This window comes from Streptomyces vietnamensis, assembly GCF_000830005.1.
In the GTDB taxonomy this organism is placed as follows: Bacteria; Actinomycetota; Actinomycetes; order Streptomycetales; family Streptomycetaceae; genus Streptomyces; species Streptomyces vietnamensis.
Genome location: NZ_CP010407.1, coordinates 1,661,007 through 1,676,342 on the forward strand (window position 1 = coordinate 1,661,007; position 15,336 = coordinate 1,676,342).

Genomic DNA, 15,336 nt, shown 5'->3' on the forward strand with positions numbered 1-15,336 from the left:
ACTTTCGCGTCCACGGGGTGCGTCAGTGCTCGACGCCCTCCTCCAGCTTCTGGCCCCTGAGGAGGAACCAGGCCGCGACCGCCGTCGCGAGGAGGACGGCCGCGCCGACGCCCGCCGCGATCCGCAGGCCGTCGACGAAGGCCTCCTGGGCGGAGGCGACCAGGGCGGTCGCCGTCTCGGGGATCAGGCCCGCGGAGGCCTCGACCGCGCCGCCGAGCGACTCGTGGGCGGCCGACGCGATGTCCGAGGGGACGCCGGCCGGGGTGGCGAAGCCCTGGTAGACGCCGGTCACGATGGAGCCGAGGATGGCGATGCCGAGCGCGGCGCCGAGTTCGTACGCGGTCTCGGAGACGGCGGAGGCGGAACCGGCCTGTTCCTTCGGGACGCTGGAGAGGATCACGTCCGCGGTCACCGTGAAGGAGAAGCCCGCGCCCACGCCCACGACGAGCAGGGCGGCGCCGAGGAGCGGGTAGCCGGTGTGCTGGTCGAGCGTCGTCAGGACGGCGAGGGAGAGGCCGACCGCCGCGAGCCCGCCGGCCACCACGGACCGTACGGAGAAGCGGCGGGCCACGACACCGGCGACCAGACCGGCCGTCACCGCGCCGATCGCGGCCGGCAGTTCGGCGAGTCCGGCCTCCAGGGGCTGGCGGCCCTGGACCAGCTGGAAGAACTGGGACAGGAAGAACACCAGGCCGGAGAGGCCGAGGATGGTCAGCAGGTCGGCGAGGACGGCACCGGAGAAGCCCCGGTGGCGGAAGAGCCGCATGTCCAGGAGCGGCGCGGGCAGGGTCAGCTGCCTGCGGACGAACCAGGTCAGGGCGGCGGCGCCGAGGAGGGCGGCGACGCCGGCGTCGAGGGAGAGGCCGTGGGAGGCCAGTTCCTTGACCGCGTACACGATTCCGATGACGCCGACGAGGGAGAGGGCGACGCTGGGGAGGTCCCAGGGGCCGGGGTTCGGGTTCTTCGACTCGGGGATCAGCTTGATGCCGACGAGGACGAGGACGGCCATGACGGGCAGGTTGATGAGGAAGACCGAGCCCCACCAGAAGTGCTCCAGGAGGAACCCGCCGACGACCGGTCCGACGGCGGCGCCGGCCGAGGCCATGGCACCCCAGATGCCGATGGCGAGGCTGCGCTCGCGGGGGTCGTGGAAGAGGTTGCGGATGAGCGCCAGGGTCGAGGGCATCAGGGTCGCGCCGGCGACGCCGAGGAGGGCGCGGGCGACGATCATCATCTCGGGGCTGGTCGCGTAGGCGTTCAGGACCGAGAGGGCGCCGAAGGCGGCGGCGCCGATCAGCAGGAGCTTCTTGCGGCCGATGCGGTCGCCGAGGCTGCCCATGGAGACCAGGAGTCCGGCGATGACGAAGGAGTAGACGTCACCGATCCAGAGCAGCTGGGTGCCGGTGGGCTTGAGGTCCTCGGAGAGGAAGGGGGTGGCGAGGCCGAGCACCGTGGCGTCGACCGCCACGAGGAGGACGGCCAGGACGAGCACGGAGAGGGCGAGCCACCGGCCGGGCCGGTGCACGCCCTCGATATGGCTCTCGGTCTTGATGCTGTCGGTGGTCACTTCTCCACGCTCCTGCGCGCTCCGCCGAGCAGCAGCTCGACGATCATGTACTGGAAGTCCTTGGCGGCGACCCGGCCGTCCTGCACGGCCCAGGCGCCGGAACCGATGAGCCCGTAGAAGGCCTCGGTGAGCCAGGCGGGGGTCAGGTCGATGCGGAAGACGCCCTGTTCCTGGCCGCGCCGGAAGAGGGCGGAGACCCGGGCGTCGAGGCGTTCCCAGCCCTCGTTCTGCTGGTCGCCCTCGAAGAGCTGGTTCTCGGTGACGAGGAACGAGAGCAGGGGCGCGACGGGCTCGACCTCGGCGACGAGCCGGCGTACGGCCTCGTCGGCGGGCCCTTCGTCGGTGCGGGCCCGGTCGTGGGCCGCCTCCAGCTCCTGCAGCCCGAGCTCTTCGAGCGCCCGCACCAGGGCGTCCCGCCCGGCGAAGTGCCGGTGCAGCGTGGCCCGCCCGATCCCGGCGGCCCGCGCGACCTCGTCCATGGTGGCGGTCGCCTTGCGGGTGAGCAGGGCGGCGGCGGCACGGAGCACCTGGGTGCGATCGACTGACATGAGACAACCATACACCGATTGAGACATCAGCGTCTCATTCGATAATTCAACGCCTCATCGTGGGCGGGGACGGAATGCTGCGATCATGACGAAGCCACTGCTGCTGATCGATGTCGACGGACCGCTGAATCCGTACGCGGCGCAGCGCGAGCGGCGTCCGGAGGGGTACGAGACCCATCGGATGAGCCCCACGGCCTGGACCGGGGCGAAGCCGCTGCGGGTGTGGCTCAATCCGGACCACGGGGGCGAGCTGCTCGCGCTGGCGGAGGCGTACGAGCTGGTGTGGGCGACGACGTGGAAGGGCGAGGCGAACGACTGGATCGGGCCCCGGATCGGGCTGCCGGAACTGCCGTTCATCGATTGGCCCCAGATGCACGGAAAGGCCCCTCGCGGGACCTTCTGGAAGACGCAGTACATCCTGGAGTACGCGGCGGGACGGCCGTTCGCCTGGATCGACGACGACATCACCGCGTACGACCACGAGTACGTGGAGCAGAACCACCTCGCCGCCGCCCTGTTGCTGCACGTCGACCCCCGGCTCGGACTGCTCCGGCCGGACTTCGACGCGCTCGCGGACTGGGCGGCGGCGCTGTGACGTGCTGAGGGTTACTTCTGCTTGGCGGCGGCCCAGGCGTGCTGGATGACCAGGTCCGCCTTGACCTCGATGAGCTGGGTGGCGACCGCCGAGGGGGCGGTGCCGCCGCGGCCGTTGCGGGAGGCGAGGGCGCCGGGGACGTTGAGGACGGTGCGGACCTCGGGGGTGAGGTGCTCGGAGATCTTGACGAACTGCTCGTCCGTGAGCTCGTCGAGCTCCTTGCCCTCCGCCTCGGCGACCTTCACGCACTCGCCGGCGACCTCGTGCGCCACCCGGAACGGGACGCCCTGCTTGACCAGCCACTCGGCGATGTCGGTGGCGAGGGAGAAGCCGGCCGGGGCCAGTTCCTCCATGCGGTCGCGGTTGACGGTGAGGGTGGCCATCATGCCGGTGAAGGCCGGGAGCAGGACCTCCAGCTGGTCGCAGGAGTCGAAGACCGGCTCCTTGTCCTCCTGGAGGTCCCGGTTGTAGGCGAGCGGAAGGGCCTTCAGGGTCGCCATCAGGCCGGAGAGGTTGCCGATGAGGCGGCCGGACTTGCCGCGGGCCAGCTCGGCGATGTCGGGGTTCTTCTTCTGCGGCATGATCGACGAGCCGGTCGAGAAGGCGTCGTGCAGGGTCACGAAGGAGAACTCCTTCGTGTTCCAGATGATGATCTCCTCGGCGATCCGCGAGAGGTTGACGCCGATCATCGCCGTGATGAAGGCGAACTCGGCGACGAAGTCGCGCGAGGCCGTGCCGTCGATCGAGTTGCCGACCGAGCCCCGCTCGAAGCCGAGGTCCTTCGCGACCGCCTCCGGGTCGAGCCCGAGGGACGAGCCCGCGAGGGCGCCGGAGCCGTACGGGGAGACCGCCGTCCGGGTGTCCCACTGCCGCAGCCGCTCGGCGTCCCGGGAGAGGGACTGGGCGTGGGCGAGGACGTGGTGGGCGAAGAGCACCGGCTGGGCGTGCTGGAGGTGCGTACGACCGGGCATGGCGACGTCCGGGTGGGCCTCGGCGAGGCCGACGAGGGCGTCCTGGAGGTCGGCGATCAGGCCGCCGATGATCCGCGCGTGGTCGCGCAGGTACATCCGGAAGAGGGTGGCGACCTGGTCGTTCCGGGACCGGCCGGCGCGCAGCTTGCCGCCGAGCTCGGCGCCGAGGCGCTCCAGGAGGCCCCGCTCCAGGGCGGTGTGGACGTCCTCGTCGGCGATGGTGCCGACGAAGGAGCCGTCGGCGACGTCCGCCTCCAGCTGGTCGAGCCCGGCGAGCATGCGGGTCAGCTCGTCCTCGGTGAGCAGGCCGGCCTTGTGCAGCACGCGCGCGTGGGCACGGGAGCCGGCGATGTCGTACGGCGCGAGCCGCCAGTCGAAGTGGACCGAAGCGGAGAGCTTCGCCAGGGCCTCGGCGGGGCCGTCGGCGAACCGTCCGCCCCAGAGCCGGACGTCACCGTTGTTGCTGCTCACTGCTGCTCCTCGATCGAACGTGGGCGGATGACGCAAGGTCGACGTTGATAGGCATAACTATGCGGATGGCCGTATGTTTTGTCAATCGTGGTCGGTGGGCGGTGAAAATCAGGGGCGCCCCCCTCCACCCTGTCCCTACGCTCCGCCCATGGACGACACCCACACCGCGGCAGCCACCCGACTGGCCGGGGGGACCCCGCTCACCTCGGCCATCGACACGTCGGACGCCGCCGCCTGGACGGGTCTCGATCTCGCCGTACGGGAGCTCGCCCGCGCCCGCCCGTCAACGCTGCCGGACCACGCCTGGGCGACCGGCCGCCGCTTCCACTGGTCGTGGGACGCGCCGCTGCCCACCCTGAACCTCAAGCGCCGCGAACCCGACGGGCCCGAACTCGCCGTCGCGCTCTGCCACCCCGACGGCCGCATACGCGAGGCGGCCCTCCGGCACGCGGCCCGCCTTCCCGGGCCGGACCTGCGGCCGCTGCTGCCCCTCGTGGCGATCCGCTGCGCGGACTGGGCGGAGCCCGTACGCGAGCCGGCCCGCGACCTGCTGCGGGCCGCGCTTCCCGGTGTCGGACCCGACGCGATCGCCGTGCTGGCCGCCGTCGTCCTGCGGACGGCGGCGCGCCGGCGCGGGGAGGCCGCCCGGACCGTCCTCGAAGCCGCCCTCCGGGAGGGCCCGGTCCCCACCCTCGAAGCCGTCCTCGTCAGCCGGGACCGGGCGACCCGGCGCCTCGCGCACCGGATCGCGGTCGAGCGACGGCACCTCTCCCCCGAGCGGTCCGCGACGGCCGCCGCCACCGACCCGGACGTGGTGATCCAGGACATCTGTGCGGACGGCGCCGTCGCCGGGGTCGGCCCGGAGACCGGGCACGAGGTGCTTGCCCCGCTGCTGCGCTCCCCGTACTCCCGGGTGCGCGCGGCGGGTGTGACGGCGCTGCGCCGGGCCGGGCGGCCCGCGGAGGCCGAGGCGTACCTCTCGGACCGGTCGGCCCTGGTGCGGGCGTGTGCGCGGTACGTGCTGCGGCAGTACGGCATCGAGGCCGCCCCGCTCTACCGAGCCCTGTGCGCGGGCGGGTCGATGCCGTCGGCCGCGCCCCTCGGGCTCGCCGAGTGCGGCGCGCGCGAGGACGCCGCCCTGCTGTGGGACCTCACGAGCCACCCGCACCCCGGCGTGCGCGCCCACGCCGTGGCCGGGCTGCGCGTGCTGGAGGTCACGGACGTGGCGCGCCTGACGCCGCTCCTCGACGACCCCGCGCCCGGGGTCGTACGGGAGACGGTGACCTCCCTCGTACCGTGGGCTCAGCGGCTGTCGGTGCCGGAGCTGCGGGCACGGCTCGGTACGGAACACCCCCGGCACGTGCGCGTGGGGGCGTTCCGGCTGCTGGTGGCGCACGGCTGCCCGGAGCTGCGGGAGATCGCCTGGTCGCTGATCGACGATGCCGAGCCGAAGCTGCGCGCCAACTCCCGGGCGATGCTCGGGAGCTGACGTTCCCGATCGGCGAGACGCCTCCGTGGAGGACGCCGAGGAAGGGGAGAATCAAGCCATGGGAAAAACGTATGAGCACATCGACGGGCGCCTTCGGGCCTTCATCGAGGAGCAGCCGGTGTTCTTCACCGCTACCGCTCCCCTCTCCGGCGACGGGCACGTCAACCTCTCCCCCAAGGGGCGCAAGGGCACGCTCGTCGTGCTCGACGAACTGACCCTCGCCTACGTCGACTTCGGCGGCAGCGGCGCCGAGACGATCGCGCATCTGCGGGAGCCGGGGAACGGGCGGATCACGCTGATGTGGACCGCGTTCTCCGGGCCGCCGACCGTCGTGCGGGTGCACGGGACCGGCGAGGCCGTGCTGCGGGACGATCCGCGGTGGGGCGAGCTGTTCGCACGGTTCCCGGCCGAGGCCGTCGAGGGGCAGGGCAGTGCGCGGGCGATCGTCCTCGTGCACGCGCGGCGGGTCAGCGACGCGTGCGGCTTCGCCGTACCGGTGATGGAGTACCGGGAGGACCGGTCGCTGCACGCCGAGTACTTCAACCGGCAGACGGACGAGGAGTTCAACGCGTACTGCGAGCGGAAGGAGCACATCGGCAGCAGCCTCGACGGGCTGCCCGCGCTGCCGCTCCCGCTGCCGCCGCTGCCCGCCGAATAGCCCCCGTACAGCCCTGTACGACGGGCGGGGACGACCGTACGGCCCTAGCGTCGCGGCCATGCGTACTCTGCTTCTCCTCGGCGCCGCGCTGCTCTCCTCCCTGGGGACCGCCCCCGCGCCCGTACCGCTGCCCGAGCGGATGGCCGACACCGGCGGGGGCTCCCAGCTGATCACGGCCGAGGCTTCGGACACGGGCGCCACCACGGGGACGCTGACCTGGTGGGACCGGCGCGGCGGGCGGTGGGTCGTGGCGGGCTCCGCGCCCGCCCGGTTCGGGGCGAACGGGCTCGCCGAGGGGTCCTCGCGCCGGCAGGGCACGGACACCACGCCCACCGGGCTCTACCGGCTGCCGTACGCCTTCGGGGTGCGGGACAGGCCGGCCGGGACCCGCTTCCCGTACGCCCGGGTCACCGGACGTTCCTGGTGGTGCCAGGACAACGCCTCCCGCGCGTACAACCGCTGGGTCGAGGGGCTGCCCCGGGACTGCCGGGCCGGCGAGGCCGAGCACCTCGTCTCGTACCCCACGCAGTACGCGTACGCGCTCGTCATCGGCTTCAACTACGAGCGTCCGGTACGCGGGCGCGGGGCCGGGATCTTCCTGCACGTCAACGGGCGCGGGGCGACCGCCGGTTGCGTCTCCGTGCCGGCCGACGCGATGCGCTCGGTCCTCGCCTGGGCGGATCCCGCGCGCCGACCGCACATCGCCGTCGGAACGCGGGGCGGTCCGACGGCGATCACGCGGTATTGAGCCCAGGGGCTACTTCTGGGCCAGTTTCAGCAGGTGGTCGGCGAGTGCCTGGCCGCCCACCGGGTCGCGGCTGATGAGCAGCAGGGTGTCGTCACCCGCGATCGTGCCGAGGATGGCGTGGAGTTCGGCCTGGTCGATGGCCGACGCGAGGAACTGGGCGGCGCCCGGCGGGGTCCGCAGCACCACCAGGTTGGCGGAGGCCTCGGCGGAGATCAGCAGCTCGCCGGAGAGGCGCCGCATGCGCTCCTCCTTGGCGGACTCGCCGAGCGGCGCCTGCGGGGTGCGGAAGCCGCCCTCGCTGGGCACCGCGTAGATCAGCTCGCCGCCGGTGTTGCGGATCTTCACCGCGCCGAGCTCGTCGAGGTCGCGGCTGAGCGTCGCCTGGGTGACGCTCAGTCCGTCGTCCGCGAGGAGCTTGGCGAGCTGGCTCTGCGAGCGCACCGGCTGCCGGTTGAGGATGTCGACGATCCTGCGGTGGCGTGCGGTGCGGGTCTGCGGAACGGACGGCCCGCCGTGCTCGTTCTCCTGCGCGTCGGTCATCGTCGTCTCATTCTCCGGTTCGTCCTTGCCCGTTCGCCTCGTCCAGGACCCCGGGCAGCGCCCGGAGGAAGGCGTCCGCATCGGCGTCGGTGAGGACCAGCGGAGGCATGATCCGTACGACATCGGGGGCGGGCGCGTTCACCAGGAGGCCGGCGTCCTGGGCCGCCTGCTGCACCTGGGGTGCGAGGGGCCCGGTGAGCACGATACCCAGCAGAAGGCCCGCACCACGGACGTGGGAGACCAGCGGGTGCCCCAGACCCTCGATTCCCTGGCGCAGCCGCTCCCCGACCGCCTTCACGTGGTCGAGGGCCGCGTCGGCGGCGAGGGTGTCCAGGACGGCGAGTCCGGCGGCACAGGCGACCGGGTTGCCGCCGAAGGTGGTGCCGTGGTGGCCGGGGGCGAAGAGCTCCGCGGCCTCGCCGAAGGCGACGGTCGCGCCGAGCGGGAGGCCGCCGCCGAGGCCCTTGGCGAGGGTCACGACGTCCGGTTCGACGCCCTCGTGGGCCTGGTGCTCGAACCAGTGGCCGCACCGGCCGATGCCGGTCTGCACCTCGTCGAGGACGAGGAGGGTGCCGGTGGCGCGGGTGATCTCCCGGGCGGCCTTCAGGTAGCCGGCGGGCGGGACGACGACGCCGTTCTCGCCCTGGACGGGCTCGATGATGACGAAGGCGGTGTCCTCGGTGACCGCGGCCCGCAGCGCCTCCACGTCCCCGTACGGGACATGGGTGACGTCGCCGGGGAGCGGCAGGAAGGGGGTCTGCTTGCCGGGCTGGCCGGTGAGGGCGAGGGAGCCCATGGTCCGGCCGTGGAAGCCGCCGTCGGCGGCGACCATGTGGGAGCGGCCGGTGAGCCGGCCGATCTTGAACGCGGCTTCGTTGGCCTCGGCGCCCGAGTTGCAGAAGAAGACCTTGCCGGGGCGGCCGAAGAGGCCCAGGAGCCGCTCGGCGAGCGCGACGGGCGGTTCGGCGACGAAGAGGTTGGAGACGTGGCCGAGGGACGCGATCTGCTGCGACACGGCCTCGACGACCGCCGGGTGGGCGTGGCCGAGGGCGTTGACGGCGATGCCGCCGACGAAGTCCAGGTACTCCTTGCCGTCGGCGTCCCAGACCTTGGCGCCCTCACCGCGGACGAGCGGCAGCCGGGGGGTGCCGTAGTTGTTCATGAGCGAGCCCTGCCACCGCTGGGTCAGCTCGGTGTTGCCGGTCATTTCTCCCCCTGATCGTTCTGAGCTCCCCGGGCGTCGCTCTGAGCGGCTCCCCGGGCGTCGTTCTGAGCGCCCTGGGCGTCCGGCACGACCATCGTGCCGATGCCCTCGTCGGTGAAGATCTCCAGCAGGATCGAGTGCTGGACCCGGCCGTCGATGACGCGGGCCGTGGTGACCCCGTTCCGTACGGCGTGCAGGCAGCCCTCCATCTTGGGGACCATGCCGCTGGAGAGGTCGGGCAGCAGCTTCTCCAGCTGGCTCGCGGTGAGCCTGCTGATGACCTCGTCGCTGTTCGGCCAGTCCTCGTAGAGGCCCTCGACGTCGGTCAGGACCATCAGGGTCTCGGCACCCAGCGCCGCAGCGAGTGCCGCAGCCGCCGTATCAGCATTGACGTTGTAGACATGTCCGTCGTCCTGGGAGCGGGCGATGGAGGAGATGACGGGGATCCGGCCGTCCTCCAGGAGCGCCTCGATGGCTCCGGTCTCTATGGCGGTGATCTCGCCGACGCGGCCGATGTCGACCCGCTCGCCCTCGATGACCGGCTGGTGCTTGGTGGCGGTGATGGTGTGGGCGTCCTCGCCGGTCATTCCGACGGCGAAGGGGCCGTGCTGGTTGAGCAGCCCGACGAGCTCCCGCTGGACCTGGCCGGCGAGGACCATCCGTACGACGTCCATGGCCTCGGGGGTGGTGACCCGGAGGCCGGCCTTGAACTCGCTGACCAGGCCCGCCTGGTCGAGGGCGCGGTTGATCTGGGGGCCGCCGCCGTGCACCACGACCGGCTTGATGCCGGCGTGGCGCAGGAAGACGACGTCCTGGGCGAAGGCGGCCTTGAGGTCGTCGTCGATCATGGCGTTGCCGCCGAACTTGATGACGACGGTCTTGCCGTGGTGGCGGGTGAGCCAGGGCAGGGCCTCGATCAAGATCTGGGCCTTCGGGAGGGCGGTGTGTTTCCGCGCTGTGTTGCTCATGACGAGTACGCGCTGTTCTCGTGGACGTAATCGGCGGTGAGGTCGTTCGCCCAGATGACGGCGGACTCCGTGCCGGCGGCGAGGTCGGCGGTGATGGTGACCTCCCGGTACCGCATGTCGACCAGGTCGCGGTCCTCGCCGACGGAGCCGTTCTTGCAGACCCAGACGCCGTTGATGGCGACGTTCAGCCGGTCGGGCTCGAAGGCGGCGGAGGTGGTGCCGATGGCGGAGAGCACCCGGCCCCAGTTGGGGTCCTCGCCGTGGATGGCGCACTTGAGGAGGTTGTTGCGGGCGATGGAGCGGCCCACCTCGACGGCGTCGTCCTCGGTCGCGGCGTTGACCACCTCGATGCGGATGTCCTTGCTGGCGCCCTCGGCGTCGCCGATGAGCTGGCGGGCGAGGTCGTCGCAGACGGTCCGGACGGCCTCGGCGAACTCGTCCTGCGCGGGGGTGACGCCGGAGGCGCCGGAGGCGAGGAGGAGGACGGTGTCGTTGGTGGACATGCAGCCGTCGGAGTCGACCCGGTCGAAGGTGAGCCGGGTGGCGGTCCGCAGGGCGGCGTCGAGGCCCTTGGCGTCGACGTCGGCGTCAGTGGTGAGGACGACGAGCATGGTGGCGAGGCCGGGGGCGAGCATGCCCGCGCCCTTGGCCATGCCGCCGACCGTCCAGCCGTCCTTGGTGACCACGGCGGTCTTGTGGACGGTGTCGGTGGTCTTGATGGCGATGGCGGCCTTCTCGCCGCCGTGCTCGGAGAGTTCGGCGGCGGCCGTCTCGACGCCGGGGAGCAGCTTGTCCATGGGGAGCAGGACGCCGATGAGGCCGGTGGAGGCGACGGCGACCTCGCCGGCGCCGATGTTCAGGACCTCGGCGACCTTCTCGGCGGTGGCGTGGGTGTCCTGGAAGCCCTGCGGGCCGGTGCAGGCGTTGGCGCCGCCGGAGTTGAGGACGACGGCGGTCAGCTCGCCGTCGGCGAGGACCTGCTGGGACCAGAGGACCGGCGCGGCCTTGACGCGGTTGGAGGTGAAGACTCCCGCGGCGGCGCGGCGGGGCCCGGTGTTGACCACGAGGGCCAGGTCCGGGTTGCCGTTCGACTTGATCCCGGCGGCGATGCCCGCCGCCGTGAATCCCTGCGCTGCGGTGACGCTCACGGAGCGACTCCAATCGTGGAAAGTCCGGTGGTCTCGGGGAGACCGAGGGCGATGTTCATGCTCTGTACCGCGCCGCCGGCGGTGCCCTTGGTGAGGTTGTCGATGGCGCTGATGGCGATGATCCGGTTCGCGTTGGCGTCGTACGCGACCTGCACCTGAACGGCGTTGGAACCGTAGACGGACGCAGTGGCCGGCCACTGCCCCTCGGGGAGCAGGTGGACGAAGGGCTCGTCCGCGTAGGCCTTCTCGTACGCGGCCCGCACGGTCTCGGCGGTGACGCCGGGCTTCGCGGTGGCCGTGCAGGTGGCGAGGATGCCGCGGGGCATCGGCGCCAGGGTGGGCGTGAAGGAGACGGTGACCCGCTCCCCCGCCGGTCCGCTGAGGTTCTGGATCATCTCGGGCGTGTGGCGGTGGCCGCCGCCGACGCCGTAGGGGGACATGTTGCCCATGACCTCGCTGCCGAGGAGGTGCGGCTTGGCGGCCTTGCCGGCGCCGGAGGTGCCGGAGGCGGCGACGATCACGGCCTCGGGCTCGGCGAGCCCCTCCGCGTACGCCGGGAAGAGCGCGAGCGAGACGGCGGTCGGGTAGCAGCCGGGGACCGCGACGCGCTTGGACCCCTCGAGCGCGGCGCGGGCACCCGGCAGTTCGGGGAGGCCGTAGGGCCAGGTCCCGGCGTGCGGGGAGCCGTAGTACGTCTCCCAGTCGGTCGGGTCCTTGAGGCGGAAGTCGGCGCCCATGTCGACGACGAGGACGTCGGGCCCGAGCTGCTCGGCGACGGCGGCGGACTGGCCGTGCGGCAGCGCGAGGAAGACCACGTCGTGTCCGGCGAGCTCCTCGGCGGTGGTGGGCGCGAGGACGCGGTCGGCGAGCGGGAGCAGGTGGGGCTGGAGGGCCCCGAGTCGCTGGCCGGCGTTGGAGTGGCCGGTCAGTGTCCCGATCTCCACGTGGGGGTGGGCGACGAGGAGACGCAGGAGCTCTCCGCCCGCGTATCCGCTCGCACCCGCCACTGCTACTCGTACCGTCATCGAAACCCTCCTCATGGATGGCATGACTATACGTGTCGCCGAACTTTTATGCAACGATCATCGAAGGGGCGAGTCCGGCGGGTTCCGGACCGAGTCCAGCGGGTTCCGGACCCTGAGCCCCGCATATCCGGTCGCCCGCTGCGGCACGGACTGACAAGGTGTCCCCCATGAGTGCCGAGCCCACACGCCCCGGACCGGTCCGTCACCACGACCGCGGCACCTGGCTCGCCGCCTTCACCGGGCAGATACTCGTCGTCTGCCCGAGGTGCGGCGGTCGCGCGCTCGTCACCCCCCGGCCCGGCCTCCCGGAGTCGAGACACCGGCATCTGCTCTTCGAGCCCCGCCGCCTCACCTGCGGCGGCTGCGGCGCGGTCGCCGAATGGACCGCCGAGCAGCGGGGCGCAGGCCTGGTCGGCGTGGTGCCCGGCGGAACCGAGGACCCCTTCTTCCGGCGGCCGCTCTGGCTCCAGACCCGCTGCGCGGGACGGATCCTGTGGGCCTACGACGAGGAGCACGTCGACGCGCTCGCCGCGTACGTGGGCGCCCGGCTGCGCGTGCGCCACGCTTCCCCGACGATGGCGATGTTCGCCCGACTGCCGGTCTGGATGAAGTCCGCGGACCGCCGCGACGAGGTCCTGGCCGGCCTGGCGACCCTCCGGACCCTCGCCGGGCTCTCGGCCCCCGCCGATCGCTCGGACGCGGCCCACGAACGGGGCGACCGGCCGCGCCACCACGGCAGCGTGCTGTTCCGGGGCGGGCCGTACTAGACCACTCCGTACGACCAGACCACTCCGTACAGACGTACGCCCCTGCGGCACGTGCGGGGAGCGGCGAACGGGGGAACTCATGGCGGCACACCACGCGGTGGACGGGCTCGCGAGCAATCCGGCGGCCCCGGCCGACGCACTGCTGCGACTCCTCGCACTGTACGACGGCGACGACTGGATCGCGCGGCGGCTGTCCTGGCGCGCCTCTCTGCCCGACAGCGTGGCCGAGGCCATGCTCCACCACCCCGAACGCCGGGTGCGGAAGCTGCTCGCGGAGAGCGCGGCGGCCGCCCCCGAGCCGCGCGCCCACCTTCTGGACGACCCGGCGTCGGACGCCCTGGCGGTCGCCGTCGGCCCCGAGGACCGGCTCGACACCCTGCGGTGGGTGAGGACCGGGTCGACACCCGGTGGCGGGTGTGGGACGCGCGCGAGGATCCGGACGTCCTGCGGCGGTGCGCGAGGTCGGCGCACACCTGGCTGCGGCGCAGCGCCGCGGTGTACCCGGGGCTGCCCGAGGACTGCGTGGAGCTGTTGGCGGGCGACGCGGACTTCGGCGTACGGCTGCCGCTCGCCGAGCGTCACCCGCTGGCGCCGCCGGAGCTGCTGCTCGACCTGTATCTGAACGGCACCCACCGGGCCGTCGCCTCCCTGGTCTCCCGGCCGCAGTTCCCGGCGGCGGGTCTCGCGGCGCGGTTCGCGGACGCGCCGGAGCCGGGGGCCCGGGTGCTGGCCCTGCGCGATCCGGGCGCGACGCCCGCGCTGGTCGAGCGGCTGAGCCGGGACCCGGCGGCGAGGGTGCGGGAGGCGGCCGCTCTCGATCGGCGGCTTCCGGTGGCCCGGCTGGTGGAACTGTTGGAGGATCCGCATGTGGGCGCGGCTGCGGCCTGCAACCCCGAGCTGCCGGTCACGGAGATGCGGGCGCTGCTGGACAGGGCGGGTGTTCCCGGCCTCTGAGGGCCGCTGAGCCGCCGGAGGTGCGGAGCCGCCGGGCGTCCGGGTGGGCCTGCGAGCCGCCGCGAGCCGCCGCGAGCCTTCGCCGGGAACCCACCCTTTGCATGACCATGCGAGATGATGCATACTCTTCCCATGTCCAAGGTCCTCACCTCCCTGCCCGCCGGCGAGCGCGTCGGCATCGCCTTCTCCGGCGGCCTCGACACGTCCGTCGCCGTCGCATGGATGCGCGACAAGGGCGCCATCCCGTGCACCTACACCGCCGACATCGGCCAGTACGACGAGCCCGACATCGCCTCGGTGCCCGGCCGCGCGAAGACCTACGGTGCCGAGATCGCGCGCCTGGTCGACTGCCGCGCGGCGCTGGTCGAGGAAGGACTTGCCGCGCTCACCTGCGGCGCGTTCCACATCCGCTCGGGCGGCCGCGCCTACTTCAACACCACCCCGCTCGGCCGCGCCGTCACCGGCACCCTGCTGGTCCGGGCGATGCTCGAGGACGACGTCCAGATCTGGGGCGACGGCTCGACCTTCAAGGGCAACGACATCGAGCGGTTCTACCGCTACGGCCTGCTCGCCAACCCGCACCTGCGGATCTACAAGCCCTGGCTGGACGCGGACTTCGTGACCGAGCTCGGCGGCCGCAAGGAGATGTCGGAGTGGCTGCTCGCCCACGACCTCCCCTACCGGGACAGCACCGAGAAGGCGTACTCCACCGACGCCAACATCTGGGGCGCCACCCACGAGGCCAAGACCCTGGAGCACCTGGACACGGGCGTCGAGACCGTCGACCCGATCATGGGCGTGAAGTTCTGGGACCCGTCGGTCGAGATCGCCACCGAGGACGTCACGATCGGCTTCGAGCAGGGCCGCCCGGTGACGATCAACGGCAAGGAGTTCCACTCCGCCGTCGACCTGGTCATGGAGGCCAACGCCATCGGCGGCCGCCACGGCATGGGCATGTCCGACCAGATCGAGAACCGGATCATCGAGGCCAAGAGCCGCGGCATCTACGAGGCCCCGGGCATGGCGCTGCTGCACGCCGCGTACGAGCGCCTGGTCAACGCGATCCACAACGAGGACACCCTCGCCCAGTACCACAACGAGGGCCGCCGTCTCGGCCGGCTCATGTACGAGGGCCGGTGGCTGGACCCGCAGGCCCTCATGGTCCGCGAGTCGCTCCAGCGCTGGGTCGGCGCGGCCGTCACCGGCGAGGTCACGCTGCGGCTGCGGCGCGGCGAGGACTACTCGATCCTCGACACCACGGGCCCGGCGTTCAGCTACCACCCGGACAAGCTGTCCATGGAGCGCACCGAGGACTCGGCCTTCGGCCCGGTGGACCGGATCGGCCAGCTCACCATGCGCAACCTCGACATCGCCGACTCCCGGGCCAAGCTGGAGCAGTACGCCGGCCTGGGCCTGATCGGCACCGGCAGCCCCGCCATCGGTGCCGCCCAGGCGGCCGCGACCGGGCTCATCGGCACCATGCCGCAGATGCCCGAGGGCGGCGCCGAGGCCATCGCCTCCCGCGGCGAGGTCTCCGAGGACGAGGAGATGCTGGACCGGGCCGCGATGGAGTTCGGCACGGACTGACGTACGGCACCACCCTTCCGGAAGGCCGGTTCGACACCTTTGTGTCGGACCGGCCTTTCCGCTGGTCAAGGCACTTGTCACGGGGCGCCCGGGGGC

15 protein-coding genes are annotated in these 15,336 nt (G+C 72.4%); 7 read left to right on the forward strand and 8 right to left on the reverse strand.

Annotated elements, in window-relative coordinates; translation table 11 throughout:
* Positions 1–22: 22 nt before the first annotated feature.
* Both SVTN_RS07230 and SVTN_RS07235 read right to left on the reverse strand, forming a co-directional pair.
* Positions 23–1,567: an MFS transporter gene (locus tag SVTN_RS07230; RefSeq protein ID WP_041128309.1), complete on the reverse strand. Its 1,545-nt coding sequence runs from the start codon at positions 1,565–1,567 to the stop codon at positions 23–25.
* A complete protein-coding gene (locus tag SVTN_RS07235; protein ID WP_041128310.1) occupies positions 1,564–2,115 on the reverse strand; it encodes a TetR/AcrR family transcriptional regulator in 552 nt (183 codons plus the stop codon). Before SVTN_RS07235 ends, SVTN_RS07230 begins: the two co-directional genes overlap by 4 nt.
* 85 nt (positions 2,116–2,200) lie before the next feature.
* Between SVTN_RS07235 and SVTN_RS07240 the strand changes: the two genes are divergently transcribed.
* Positions 2,201–2,710 (forward strand): HAD domain-containing protein, encoded by a 510-nt coding sequence (locus SVTN_RS07240; protein WP_041128311.1) that lies wholly within the window; start codon positions 2,201–2,203, stop codon positions 2,708–2,710.
* 11 nt (positions 2,711–2,721) lie between these two features.
* On the opposite strand, the gene argH is transcribed toward SVTN_RS07240, so the two are convergent.
* Positions 2,722–4,152, reverse strand: a complete 1,431-nt coding sequence (argH, locus tag SVTN_RS07245) for an argininosuccinate lyase (RefSeq protein WP_041128312.1) — start codon at positions 4,150–4,152, stop codon at positions 2,722–2,724.
* 148 nt (positions 4,153–4,300) lie between these two features.
* Here argH and SVTN_RS07250 point away from each other — a divergent pair, with 148 nt between their 5' ends.
* The 3 genes from SVTN_RS07250 to SVTN_RS07260 are packed head-to-tail and all read left to right on the forward strand — an operon-like array spanning position 4,301 to position 7,047.
* Positions 4,301–5,641: a hypothetical protein gene (locus SVTN_RS07250; protein ID WP_041128313.1), complete on the forward strand. Its 1,341-nt coding sequence runs from the start codon at positions 4,301–4,303 to the stop codon at positions 5,639–5,641.
* A gap of 58 nt (positions 5,642–5,699) precedes the next feature.
* Positions 5,700–6,299, forward strand: coding sequence for a pyridoxamine 5'-phosphate oxidase family protein (locus SVTN_RS07255; RefSeq protein ID WP_041128314.1), 600 nt, complete (start codon positions 5,700–5,702; stop codon positions 6,297–6,299).
* 58 nt (positions 6,300–6,357) lie between these two features.
* Positions 6,358–7,047 (forward strand): L,D-transpeptidase family protein, encoded by a 690-nt coding sequence (locus tag SVTN_RS07260; protein WP_041128315.1) that lies wholly within the window; start codon positions 6,358–6,360, stop codon positions 7,045–7,047.
* A 9-nt stretch (positions 7,048–7,056) separates the two neighbouring features.
* On the opposite strand, the gene SVTN_RS07265 is transcribed toward SVTN_RS07260, so the two are convergent.
* From SVTN_RS07265 to argC, 5 genes are read right to left on the reverse strand one after another with little or no spacing between them, the layout of a single operon-like run.
* Positions 7,057–7,587: an arginine repressor gene (locus SVTN_RS07265; RefSeq protein WP_030214728.1), complete on the reverse strand. Its 531-nt coding sequence runs from the start codon at positions 7,585–7,587 to the stop codon at positions 7,057–7,059.
* Positions 7,588–7,594: 7 nt separating this feature from the next.
* Positions 7,595–8,794, reverse strand: coding sequence for an acetylornithine transaminase (locus tag SVTN_RS07270; RefSeq protein WP_041128316.1), 1,200 nt, complete (start codon positions 8,792–8,794; stop codon positions 7,595–7,597).
* A complete protein-coding gene (gene argB, locus SVTN_RS07275; protein WP_052499011.1) occupies positions 8,791–9,759 on the reverse strand; it encodes an acetylglutamate kinase in 969 nt (322 codons plus the stop codon). The genes SVTN_RS07270 and argB overlap by 4 nt, the downstream gene beginning before the upstream one ends.
* Entirely contained in the window at positions 9,756–10,907 is a 1,152-nt protein-coding gene (gene argJ, locus SVTN_RS07280) for a bifunctional glutamate N-acetyltransferase/amino-acid acetyltransferase ArgJ (RefSeq protein ID WP_041128317.1), read from the reverse strand. Before argJ ends, argB begins: the two co-directional genes overlap by 4 nt.
* Entirely contained in the window at positions 10,904–11,932 is a 1,029-nt protein-coding gene (gene argC, locus SVTN_RS07285) for an N-acetyl-gamma-glutamyl-phosphate reductase (protein WP_041128318.1), read from the reverse strand. The genes argJ and argC overlap by 4 nt, the downstream gene beginning before the upstream one ends.
* Positions 11,933–12,099: 167 nt before the next feature.
* Here argC and SVTN_RS07290 point away from each other — a divergent pair, with 167 nt between their 5' ends.
* From SVTN_RS07290 to argG, 3 genes are all read left to right on the forward strand, one after another.
* Positions 12,100–12,699, forward strand: a complete 600-nt coding sequence (locus tag SVTN_RS07290) for a hypothetical protein (RefSeq protein ID WP_041128319.1) — start codon at positions 12,100–12,102, stop codon at positions 12,697–12,699.
* Between the two features lie 381 nt (positions 12,700–13,080).
* On the forward strand, positions 13,081–13,653 hold the full coding sequence (locus SVTN_RS07295) for a hypothetical protein (protein ID WP_052499012.1): 573 nt from the start codon (positions 13,081–13,083) through the stop codon (positions 13,651–13,653).
* 132 nt (positions 13,654–13,785) lie between these two features.
* A complete protein-coding gene (gene argG / locus SVTN_RS07300) occupies positions 13,786–15,240 on the forward strand; it encodes an argininosuccinate synthase (protein ID WP_041128320.1) in 1,455 nt (484 codons plus the stop codon).
* The last annotated feature ends 96 nt before the right edge of the window (positions 15,241–15,336 follow it).